6 protein-coding genes and 1 pseudogene are annotated in these 11,626 nt (G+C 67.2%); 6 read left to right on the top strand and 1 reads right to left on the bottom strand.

What is annotated here, in order from left to right; genetic code table 11:
- A pseudogene (locus A7D17_RS23140) lies at positions 1 to 146 on the top strand (xylose isomerase); the annotation flags it as partial.
- 225 nt (positions 147 to 371) lie between these two features.
- Here the strand turns inward: A7D17_RS23140 and A7D17_RS16400 are convergent.
- A complete protein-coding gene (locus tag A7D17_RS16400) occupies positions 372 to 1,439 on the bottom strand; it encodes a LacI family DNA-binding transcriptional regulator (RefSeq protein ID WP_064510064.1) in 1,068 nt (355 codons plus the stop codon).
- A 197-nt stretch (positions 1,440 to 1,636) separates the two neighbouring features.
- Between A7D17_RS16400 and A7D17_RS16395 the strand changes: the two genes are divergently transcribed.
- From A7D17_RS16395 to A7D17_RS16375, 5 genes are all read left to right on the top strand, one after another.
- On the top strand, positions 1,637 to 3,802 hold the full coding sequence (locus A7D17_RS16395; protein WP_095522620.1) for an alpha-glucuronidase family glycosyl hydrolase: 2,166 nt from the start codon (positions 1,637 to 1,639) through the stop codon (positions 3,800 to 3,802).
- Complete coding sequence (locus tag A7D17_RS16390; RefSeq protein ID WP_064510062.1) at positions 3,799 to 5,760, top strand: sialate O-acetylesterase; 1,962 nt, start codon at positions 3,799 to 3,801, stop codon at positions 5,758 to 5,760. The genes A7D17_RS16395 and A7D17_RS16390 overlap by 4 nt, the downstream gene beginning before the upstream one ends.
- 5 nt (positions 5,761 to 5,765) lie before the next feature.
- The gene (gene manD, locus A7D17_RS16385; RefSeq protein ID WP_082862085.1) at positions 5,766 to 7,025 is read left to right on the top strand and encodes a D-mannonate dehydratase ManD; all 1,260 of its coding nucleotides are present in this window, start codon (positions 5,766 to 5,768) and stop codon (positions 7,023 to 7,025) included.
- A gap of 32 nt (positions 7,026 to 7,057) precedes the next feature.
- Positions 7,058 to 8,725, top strand: a complete 1,668-nt coding sequence (locus A7D17_RS16380; RefSeq protein WP_425479628.1) for a glycoside hydrolase family 43 protein — start codon at positions 7,058 to 7,060, stop codon at positions 8,723 to 8,725.
- Positions 8,726 to 8,796: 71 nt separating this feature from the next.
- Positions 8,797 to 11,421: a glycoside hydrolase family 3 C-terminal domain-containing protein gene (locus A7D17_RS16375; RefSeq protein ID WP_193395356.1), complete on the top strand. Its 2,625-nt coding sequence runs from the start codon at positions 8,797 to 8,799 to the stop codon at positions 11,419 to 11,421.
- Positions 11,422 to 11,626 lie beyond the last annotated feature (205 nt).

Here is an 11,626-nt window from a genome sequence, read left to right as displayed (position 1 = left end):
TCGACAGCGGCGCCGGTGCGGCGTTTGCCAACGGCACCAGCACGCTGGCGGACCTGGCCAGCTACGCCGCCGGCAATGCACCCACGCAGATCAGCGGGCGCCAGGAAGCCTACGAGAACCTGATCAATCAGTATCTGACGCGTTGATCCACCAGCGCACGCATGCATTGGTGACAGCCAGTGTGTGTGCGTGAGCTGCATGCGCTGCGAGCACGGCGCATGCAGGAGCAGGCGCGACAGGAAAGGCCATTGACGCGAACGCGCACCGGCCAGCAGACGGCAGGTGCCTGGGCGGGTCCACAGCCCGACCAGGTCGGTGACCGACACCGGCTGCGGCAGCCAACGGGCTGCGCGGCCGTCCCGCAGCACTCTCTATTCGGCCGGATCGACGGATGTCGGCGCGGCCACCGAATCCCGCTTGACCAGCAGGTGCGCGACCACATGATCGACCATCTTCGGCGTCCGCTCCTTGGCGCGTATCGTCTTCAGCAGGATGTCCAACGCGGCATCGGCCATGGCGGCAATGGGTTGCTGCACCGTGGTGAGTTCGGGCCAGACGGCGGTGGCGGCGGAGGTGTCGTCGAACCCCACCACCGACAGATCACGCGGCACATCCATGCCGCGCCGATGCGCCACCGAAATGGCGGCGGCGGCCATATCGTCGTTGCTGGCGAAGATCGCGCTGGGGCGGCGCTTGCGTGCCAGCAACTTTTCCGCGGCCAGCAACCCCGAGCGGTAGGTGTAGTCGCCCGGTTGCACCAGATGCCGGTCCAGCCGCAGGCCGGCATCGGACAAGGCGGCCTGGAATCCTTCGAAGCGCCGCGTGCTGGCCGACAGGTTGGGATGCCCGGCGATATAGCCGATACGCGTATGCCCCTGCGCGATCAGATGCTCGGTGATTTCCTTGGCGGCAGCGAATTCGTCGATGCGCACGCAGGCCACATCGGGGCTGAAATGATTGGAGGCGATCGCCACCACCGGCACCTTGGCGCGCACCAGTTCCAGCACCGCGGCGCGGGACTCGCACAACGGTGGCGGCAGGATGACTCCGGCCACGCCCTTGGCGAGTTTGCGCGCGGCACGGCGCTCGGCATCGGCATCCAGGTCGTCCCAGCAGTCGATCACCAGCTGGATCGAGGTGCGCGAAGCAACACGCAACACCCCGAGCAACAACTCGCGCAGGTAGGCGCCGCTGGGGTCGCTGTAGATCAGCGCAATGCGCGTGCTTTGCGCGGCGGCCAGCGCGCTGGCGGCCAGGTTGGGCGTGTAACCGAGTTTGTCGACGGCACGCATGACGCGCTCGCGGGTGGCCTCGCGCACGCTGCCGTTGTTGTTGACCACACGCGAGACCGTCATCGGCGACACTTTCGCCAGCGCCGCCACCTCGTCGATGGTGGTCGCGCGGCTGGTGCGGCGGACCGATTTCCTGACCTTCTCCAAGCGTGGCCTCTTCAAGTGAGTGCGAAAGCTGCACGATGCATACCGACTGCGGCAATGGCGTCCGCACCCACGGCATACACGGCGATGCGCGCCATGGTACCGGGAAGCAGACAGAGCGGCGAGACGCGCAACGCTGCGTTACCTGCAGTGGAGCGGATGTCATGAGCAGGCAGGCAAACGGCGGTGATCGCGTCCCGATGGCTGCGCTGTTACTGATGGGGCTGATGCTGCTCTGCGGCGTGCTGCTGCCTGCTGCGCAGGTGCAGGCCGAGGATGGCTACGATGTGTGGTTGCGCTACCCGCCGGTGGACAGCGCCACGGCATTGCGCGAACACACCCAGGCACTGGTGGTCGCTGGCAACTCGCCCACCCTGCAGGCCGCACGCCAGGAGCTGGAACGTGGCCTGCAGGGCCTGCTAGGCGCTGCGCCGCAACCCACTGATGCGGTTACGCGCGACGGTACGCTGCTGCTGGGTCCGGCCAATGCGCCACAGGTGGCAGCCCTGAAGCTGCATACCGCCGATCTCGGCCGCGAGGGCTACCTGATCCAGTCACTCACCGTGGACGGCCACCGCAGCATCGCGATCGTGGGCGGCAGCGATATCGGTGCGTTGTATGGCGTATTTCATTTCCTGCGTCTGCTGCAGACCGGCCGGGCACTTACTGCACTGAACGTGCGTGAGTCGCCGCGGCTGCAGCTGCGCATGCTCAATCACTGGGACAATCTCGATGGCGTGGTGGAGCGCGGTTATGCCGGCGCCTCGCTGTGGAGCTGGCAGACCTTGCCGGGCTATCTGGATCCGCGCTACACCGATTACGCACGCGCCAATGCCTCGCTGGGCATCAATGGAACCGTGCTCAACAATGTCAACGCCAAAGCCTGGAGCCTGACGCCGCAGTATCTGGACAAGGCTGCTGCGCTGGCCAAGGTATTTCGGCCGTATGGGATCCGCGTGTTTCTCAGCGCCCGCTTCAGTGCGCCGATCGAAATCGGCGGGCTGCCCACCGCCGACCCGCTGGACCCGCAGGTGCAGCGCTGGTGGCGTGAGACCGCCGATGCGATCTATGCGCGCATTCCGGATTTCGGCGGGTTTCTGGTCAAGGCCAATTCCGAAGGACAGCCCGGCCCGCAGGACTACGGGCGCACGCATGCCGATGGCGCGAACCTGCTGGCCGCTGCGCTGGCGCCGCATGGTGGCGTGGTGATGTGGCGTGCATTCGTGTATTCGCACGAGCAGCCCGACGACCGCGCCAAGCAGGCGTATAGCGAATTCATGCCGCTCGATGGGGCGTTTGCCGAAAACGTGATCGTGCAGGTGAAAAACGGCGCCATCGATTTCCAGCCACGCGAGCCCTTTCATCCGTTGTTCGGCGCGATGCGCAAGACGCCGCTGATGCCGGAGTTTCAGATCACCAAGGAATATCTAGGGTTTTCCACGCATCTGGCGTATCTGGGCACTTTGTTCGCCGAGACCCTGCAAGCCGATACTCATGCGCGCGGCAAGGGCTCGACTGTCGCGAAGACGGTAGATGGCAGCGTGTTCAACGATGCCAAACGCCCGCGGCTGACCGGCATCGCCGGCGTTGCCAACATCGGGGCGGACCGCAACTGGAGCGGCTCCTTGTTCGATCAGGCCAACTGGTATGCCTATGGACGGCTGGCCTGGAATCCGTCGTTGTCGCCGGAGGCGATCGCGCAGGACTGGGTGCGCATGACGTTGTCCAACGATCCGGCCGTGGTCACGCCGGTGGTGGGCATGATGCTGCGCTCGCGCGAGGCGGTAGTGGACTACATGACGCCGCTGGGCCTGCATCACCTGATGGGGCGCGGCCACCATTACGGCCCGGCGCCCTGGGATGCCGGCAGCGAGCGGCCCGATTGGGATCCGGTGTATTACCACCGCGCCGACCGCAACGGCATCGGCTTTGACCGCAGCGCCAGCGGCAGCAACGCGGCCGCGCAATACGCCGCACCGGTGGCGCGCGTGTTCGGCGATGTGCAACGCGTGCCCGAGCAGTATCTGCTGTGGTTCCATCACGTGTCCTGGGACCGGCGCATGGCCTCCGGGCGGACGCTGTGGGACGAGTTGGTGTGGCATTACGACCATGGCGTGGACGAGGTGCGGGCGATGCGGGCGACCTGGCATGGATTGGCCGGCCGCATCGATGCGCCGCGCTACCGGCAGGTGGACGCGTTTCTGGCGATTCAGCAGGACGAAGCGCAGTGGTGGCGCGATGCCAGCATCGCCTATTTCCAGAGCGTGTCCGGGCGTGCCCTGCCGCCAGGCGTGGCCGCCCCTGCGCATCCGCTGGCGTACTACCAGGGCCTGAAATTTCCGTACGCACCGGGGAATCCGAAATGAACCTGCGTGGTTTGCCCCTGCTGCTTGCCGCCGTTGCCGCGCTCGCAGCCGATGTGGCCTGCGCCGCGGATGCGCCGCTGCTGCATCCGCTGTTCCAGGACCATGCGGTGCTGCAACGCGATGCGCCGATCCGGGTATGGGGCAATGCGGCGCCCGGCACGCGCGTGCGCGTGCAACTGGATACGCAGCAGCAACAGGTGCGCGCAGACCGCCAGGGCCACTGGCAGGTACAGCTGCCCGCCCATGCCGCCGGCGGACCGTACACGCTGACCGCCAGCGGCGCCGACGGTGCGACACAGCAGGTGGCCGATGTGATGATTGGCGATGTGTGGCTGTGTTCGGGTCAATCCAACATGGAATTGCAGGTACATCGCACGCTGGATTCGCGCAGCGAGATCGCCGATGCCGATCAACCGGCCATCCGCATGTTCAAGGTACCGGCGCAATCCAGCCCCACGCCACAGCGTGGCTTTGGCGGCGCGGCGCAATGGCAGCCGACCACGCCGGACACGGTGAAGGACTTTTCGGCAGCGTGTTACTACTTCGCACGCGAACTGCGCAAGACCGTCTCCGTGCCGATGGGGTTGATCAACGCTTCGTGGGGCGGCTCGCAGCTGCAGGCCTGGATCGGCGAGGCGGCACTGCGTGCGGCCGGCGACGATGGCCCGGCACTGGATGTGCTGGCACGCTATGCCGACAGCCCCACGGACGCGGCGCCGCGCTGGGCACGGCTGTGGGAAGCATGGTGGCACGCGCATGGCGAAGGCGAGCCGTGGCAACCGGATGCGCCGGGCGCGTGGCAACCCGCTCCTGCCGCGCTGGGCGCATGGGACGACTGGGGCGTGCCGCAGTTGGTGGGCTTCAACGGCATGGTCTGGTATCGCACCAGCGTGGAGCTGACGCCCGCGCAGGCGGCGCAGGAAGCCACCCTGGTGCTGGGGCCGGTGGATGAGCTGGACCAGACCTGGGTCAACGGTGTTGGCGTCGGCAGCAGCTATGGGGCCGATCAACCGCGCCGCTATGCACTGCCGCGCGGCCACCTGCATGCCGGGCGCAACGGCATCGTGCTGAACGTGCTCAATACCTATCGCCGTGGTGGGCTGCTGGGCGATGCGCAATCGCGTGCGCTGCAGTTTGCCGATGGCAGCACGCTGCCGCTGGATGCGCCCTGGCACTACCGCATCGTGCCGCCGCAACTGGGCTCGCCACCGCGCGCGCCGTGGTCCTCGGCCGCAGGGCTGACCACCTTGTACAACGGCATGATCGCCCCGCTCGGCCAGTTCGGCCTGCGCGGAGTGCTGTGGTACCAGGGCGAGTCCAATACCGGCGATGCCGTGCATTACCCGGCCTTGCTCGACGCCTGGCGGCGCCACTGGCGTGCACGCTTTGGTGCAACGCTGCCGCTGCTGGTGGTGCAGCTGGCCAACTATGGCGCGCCGCCCACGCAACCGGTGGAAAGCGGCTGGGCGCAGTTGCGCGAAGCGCAGCGCCGCTTCGTGGCCGAAGACACGCATGCCGGCCTGGCAGTGGCCATCGATATCGGCGACCGCTACGACATCCACCCGGCCAACAAGCAGGAACTGGGCCGGCGGCTGGCACGCGCGGCGCGGCATGTGGTGTATGGCGAAGCGGTTGCACCCTCCGGCCCGGTACCACGCGTCGTGCAGCGCGATGGCGACAGCGTGCGCATCGCCTTCGACGATGTGGACACCACGCTGCTGAGCTACGGCAACGATGCGCCGATCGGCTTCGAAATCTGCGGCGCGGCGGCCGGCAGCTGCCGGTACGCCAGCGCCAGCATGCAGCAGCGCCTCGTGCGCCTGCGCATTCCTTCCGGCATGGATGCGGCGCGGGTGCGCTACTGCTGGGCCGACAGCCCGGTGTGCACCTTGTACGACCGCAGCGGCCTGCCAGCCGGCCCATTCGAACGTCCCATCACCATCCCACCTTCCCCCTGAGCGAGATCACGATGACTTCCGACTCCCCTGCACCGCTGCAAGGTTCTGCCCGCGACCGCGAGATCGTCGAAGCGCGGGTGATCGTCACCTGCCCGGGCCGCAACTTCGTCACCCTGAAGATCCGCACCCGCTCGGGCATCACCGGGCTGGGCGATGCCACGCTCAACGGCCGCGAACTGGCGGTGGCGGCGTACCTGCAGGAACACCTGGTGCCGAACCTGATCGGCCGCGATGCCGGGCGCATCGAGGACATCTGGCAGTTCTTCTACCGCGGTGCGTACTGGCGGCGTGGCCCGGTGACGATGAGTGCGATTGCCGCGGTGGACGTGGCGCTGTGGGACATCCTGGGCAAGATGGCCGGCCTGCCGTTGTATCAGTTGCTGGGCGGGCGCTCGCGCGAAGGTGCGCTGGTCTATGGCCACGCCAACGGCCGCGATATCGCCGAAACCAGCGATGAAGTGGGCCGCTTCCGCGAGATGGGCTTTATCGCCATCCGCGCGCAATGCGGTGTGCCCGGCATCAAGAAGACCTATGGCATTTCCAGCGGCGGCAAACCCTACGAGCCGGCCGAGAGCGAACTCCCCACCGAAACCGTGTGGTCCACGCCGCGCTATCTGGGGGTGGTGCCGAAGCTGTTCGAGCAACTGCGCAGCGACCACGGCGACGAGATCGAACTGCTGCACGATGCGCATCACCGGCTCACCCCGATCGAAGCCGCGCGGCTGGGCCGGGATCTGGAGCCGTACCGGCTGTTCTGGCTGGAAGACGCCACGCCTGCGGAAAACCAGCGTGCGTTCGAGATCATTCGCCAGCACACGGTGACGCCACTGGCGGTAGGCGAGGTATTCAATTCGATCTGGGACTGCAAGCACCTGATCGAACAGCAGCTGATCGACTACATCCGCACCACGATTGTCCATGCCGGCGGCATCACCCACGTGCGCAGGCTGGCCGACTTCGCGGCCCTGCATCAGGTGCGCACCGGCTTCCACGGCGCCACCGATCTGTCGCCGGTGTGCATGGGCGCGGCATTGCACTTCGATACCTGGGTGCCCAACTTCGGCATCCAGGAATACATGTTCCATTCCGACGAGGCCAATGCGGTGTTCCCGCACGACTACGTGTTCCGCGACGGGCGCCTGCATTGCGGTGAAACCCCCGGGCATGGCGTGGACATCGACGAGGCGCTGGCTGCCAGGTACCCCTATGTGCCTAAACAGCTGCCCATCGCGCGCCTGGAAGACGGCGCGATGTGGGACTGGTGATGCGGCTGTTGCCGGCCGCGCTGGGCGTGCTGATGGCCGCGCTTGTGCCTGTCGTGGCGCAGGCGCAGGCCAGCGCCCAGGCCGATGTCGCCTTCGATTGGTTCGACTATCGCGGCGACGATGCGGTGTTCGCTACGCCGTTGGCGGCCGGTCAGTACCGCAACCCGATCCTGGCCGGCTTCTATCCGGACCCCAGCATCACCCGCGTGGGCGAGCGCTATTACCTGGTCAATTCAACATTTGCGTATTTCCCGGCAATCCCGGTATTCGAAAGCCGCGATCTGGTGCACTGGACGCAGGTCGGCAATGTGGTCGAACGTGCCGACCAGCTCGACTACGACGGCCTGGGCGTCTCGCGCGGCATGTTCGCCGCCAGCATTCGGCACCATGACGGGCGCTTTTATGTCGTGGGGACAGCGGTCGACAGCGGTGGCAATTTCATCGCCAGCGCCGAGCGTGCGTCCGGCCCCTGGTCGGCACTGACGTGGTTGCCGGGCATCGATGGCATCGACCCGTCGTTGTTCTTCGACACCGATGGCAGCGCGTACCTGCTCAACAACGGCCCACCGCAAGGCACGCCGTTGTACGAAGGCCACCGCGCGATCTGGATGCAGCGCCTGGACATCGCCAGCAACCAACCGACCGGCCCGCGCAAGGTGCTGCTCAACGGCGGCGTGGACCTTGCCAGCAAGCCGATCTGGATCGAGGGCCCGCACCTGTATCAACGCGACGGCTGGTACTACCTGTCGTGCGCCGAAGGTGGCACCGGGCCGCAACATTCGCAGGTGGTGCTGCGCAGCCGCAACGTGTGGGGGCCGTATGCGCCCTCGCCGCACACCCCCATCCTGACCCAGCGCAACCTGCCTGCCGACCGTGCGCACCCGGTCAGCAACGCCGGCCACGCGGATCTTGTCGAAGCACCGGACGGGCAGTGGTGGGCGGTGTTCCTGGCTAGCCGGCCGTATTCCGGCGATCGCTACAACACCGGGCGCGAGACGTTTTTGCTGCCGGTGCAGTGGCGCGATGGCTGGCCGTCGATCCTGCCTGCTGGCGCACCGATTCCTTACATCGCCAACGCACCTGCGGGGGCAAGGGCGACTGCCGATCAGGCGCCGCTGTCGGGCAACTTTACCTGGCACGACGACTTCACTGCCACTACTCTGCAGCGCGAATGGCTCACCCTGCGCGTGCCCAAGCGCACCGTAGGCGATACGCAGGCACGCGCCGGTTGGCTGACCCTGCATGCAACCGGGCAAGGGCTGGAGGGCAGCGGCACGCCCGCGTTTGTTGCACGCCGCCAGCAACACACGCGCTTTTACGCCAGCACCGCGCTGGCCGTACCCATGCAGGCAGGCGTACAGGCCGGGCTGGCCGCGTTCCAGAATGCCAACGCGTGGTATGCGCTGGGCGTGCGTCGCGACGGCGCTGCAGTGGAGGTATTTGTCGACAAGCGCGACGGCGCCACCACCACCACGCTGGCACGCACCCGCATCCCAGCCACGACAACGCAGTTGCGCCTGCAGATCAGCGGCGATGCTGGCGCCTACAGCTTCGACTACGACGCTACCGGTGCCGGCTGGCGATCGCTACGCCGCAACGACGATGCCGGCTTCCTCAGCACCGCACAGGCCGGCGGCTTCGTCGGCAGCATGATCGGGCCCTTCGCCCGGTTGCAACCAGACCGCACCAAGGAGGACTGACCATGCATTCGCACCCTGCCCGTCTCACCGCCGCCCCGCGCCGCGCCCTGGCCGCCGGCCCGCTGCTGGCCATCGCCCTGGCCGCCGGCAACGCGCAGGCGATTGCACCGCCGCCGCCCCCGTATCTGGACACCCAACTGCCGTTCGAGACACGCGCCGCCGATCTGGTATCGCGCATGACGCTGGAGGAAAAAGCCGCGCAGATGCAGAACGCCGCACCGGCGATCCCGCGCTTGCGGGTGCCCGCCTACGATTGGTGGAACGAGGCGCTGCATGGCGTGGCGCGCGCCGGTGGCGCCACGGTGTTTCCGCAGGCGATCGGGCTGGCAGCCACCTTCGACACCCCGCTGATGGCCGAAGTGGCCACCGCCATCAGCGACGAAGCGCGTGCCAAGCACCACGCGTTTCTGGCGCGCGATGAGCACAAGCGCTATCAGGGGCTCACATTCTGGTCGCCCAACATCAACATCTTCCGCGACCCGCGCTGGGGCCGTGGGCAGGAAACCTACGGTGAAGATCCGTTTCTGACTGCGCGCATGGGGGTGACCTTCGTACAGGGCCTGCAGGCGCAGCAGGGCCCATACCGCAAGCTCGATGCCACCGCCAAACACTTCGCCGTCCACAGCGGCCCGGAAGCAGACCGCCACCACTTCGACGTGCACCCCAGCGAACGCGATCTGCATGAGACCTACCTGCCGACGTTCCAGGCCTTGGTGCAGGAAGGCCATGTGGCCGCAGTGATGGGCGCCTACAACCGCGTCAACGGCGAGTCCGCATCGGCCAGCACGCGGTTGGAAGGCATCCTGCGCCGCGACTGGGGCTTTGATGGCTACATCGTCAGCGACTGCGCGGCGATCCGCGATATCTGGCAGAACCACAAGATCGTTCCCACGCCCGAAGCCGCCGCCGCGCTGGGCGTCAAACACGGCACCGACCTGGATTGCGGCGACACCTATGCATCGTTGCCCAAGGCGGTGCGCGCCGGCTTGATCGACGAAGCCACCATCGACACCTCGCTCAAGCGGCTGATGACCACGCGCATGCGCCTGGGCATGTTCGACCCGCCGGCCAAGGTACCGTGGGCGCAGATTCCCGCCTCGGTGAATCAATCGCCGCAGCACGATGCGCTGGCCCGCCGCACCGCACGCGAGTCGCTGGTGCTGCTGAAGAACGACGGCCTGCTGCCGCTCACATCCACGCTCAAGCGTATCGCCGTGGTCGGCCCCACCGCCGACGATCCGATGTCGCTGCTGGGCAACTATTACGGCACGCCCGCCGCGCCGGTCACCATCCTGCAAGGCATCCGCGATGCGGCGCCACAGGCGGAAGTGGTGTACGCACGCGGCAGCGATCTGGTGGAAGGACGCGAAGACCCCAACGCTGCCGCACCGATCGACGCGCGCTATCTGCGCCCGGCCGCCGATGCCAAACAGAACGGATTGACCGGTGAGTACTTCAAGGGACGCAGCCTGGCCGGGCAACCGGTGCTGACCCGCATCGACCCACGCATCGCCTTCCGCTGGGACCGCAATGCGCCCACCGACGATGCAGTGGGCCGTGGCGAGCTGCAGCCCGGGCAGGCGTTGGACAAGGACGATTTCAGCGTGCGTTGGCACGGCCAGCTGTTGCCGCCGGTCACCGGCGAGTACGCACTGCAGATCGCCGCCGATGACGGCGTGCGGCTGTTTCTGGACGGCAAGCTGCTGATCGACCAGTGGAGCGACGCACCGCGCATGCGCGGCGGCAACGCCAGCGTGCGCCTGGACGCCGGCAAGGCCTACGACCTGCGCGTGGAGTATTACGAAGCCACCCGCGATGCGGGGGTGCGCCTGGCCTGGCGCATGCCTGGTGCCAAGCCACCGCTGCAGGAAGCGGTGGATGCCGCGCGCAATGCGGAGGTGGTGGTGTTCGTCGGCGGCCTCACCGGCGATGTCGAAGGCGAAGAGATGGACGTCAACTATCCCGGCTTTGCCGGTGGCGACCGCACCGACACCCGCCTGCCCAAACCGCAGCGCGAGTTGCTGCAGGCACTGCAGGCTACCGGCACGCCGGTGGTGGCGGTGTTGACCACCGGCTCTGCACTGGCGGTGGATTGGGCGCAGCAGCATGTACCGGCGATCCTGCTGGCGTGGTATCCCGGCCAGCGCGGCGGCAGCGCGGTGGGCGACGTGTTGTTCGGCCAGGCCAGCCCCGGTGGTCGCCTGCCGATCACCTTCTACAAGGAAGCCGAGCGCCTGCCCGCCTTCGATGACTACGCCATGCGCGGGCGCACCTATCGCTACTTCGCCGGCAAGCCGCTGTACCCGTTCGGCCATGGATTGTCGTACACGCAATTTACCTACTCGGACCTGCGCCTGGACCGCACGACCCTCAGCGCCGATGGCACGTTGCGCGCGACGCTGAAGGTGCGCAACACCGGCAAGCGCGCCGGCGACGAAGTGGTGCAGCTGTACCTGCATCCGCTCGACCCCAAGCGCGAACGGGCCGGCAAGGAGCTGCGTGGTTTCCAACGCATGACCCTGCAACCGGGCGAACAGCGCGAGGTCGCCTTCACGCTAAAGGCCGCCGATGCGCTACGCATCTACGACGAGCAGCGCAAGACCTACGCCGTGGACCCGGGCGCCTATGAAGTGCAGATCGGCGCGTCAAGCAGCGACATCCGAAGCAAGCAACGCTTTACCGTCACCAACGACTAGCGCCTTTCAGAACCCCTCACCCTGCGGACATGGCGAACAAACCCTCTGGCCGCGATTCCCCCAAGCCACTCTCCCCTCGGGGCGATAAGGCACTGCTTGCGCGCCACTGGCGCGCGTGCCTTGGAGCGCCCGCGCTGCTGGCCCGGGCCGGGGCGCGGAGCGGGGGTTGGGGTGAGGGGACAGCGCAGGCGACTCCACCAACTCC

It is taken from the genome of Xanthomonas floridensis (assembly GCF_001642575.1).
Lineage (GTDB): Bacteria > Pseudomonadota > Gammaproteobacteria > Xanthomonadales > Xanthomonadaceae > Xanthomonas > Xanthomonas floridensis.
Note: the sequence above shows the minus strand (reverse complement) of the source record. Positions and strands in the feature narration are given on the sequence as shown.

Excerpts from the sequence above, each read along its gene's own strand:
- A7D17_RS16390 (WP_064510062.1), top strand. The coding sequence starts at position 3,799 with ATGAACCTGCGTGGTTTGCCCCTGCTGCTTGCCGCCGTTGCCGCGCTC.
- A7D17_RS16380 (WP_425479628.1), top strand. The coding sequence starts at position 7,058 with ATGGCCGCGCTTGTGCCTGTCGTGGCGCAGGCGCAGGCCAGCGCCCAG.
- A7D17_RS16395 (WP_095522620.1), top strand. The coding sequence starts at position 1,637 with ATGGCTGCGCTGTTACTGATGGGGCTGATGCTGCTCTGCGGCGTGCTG.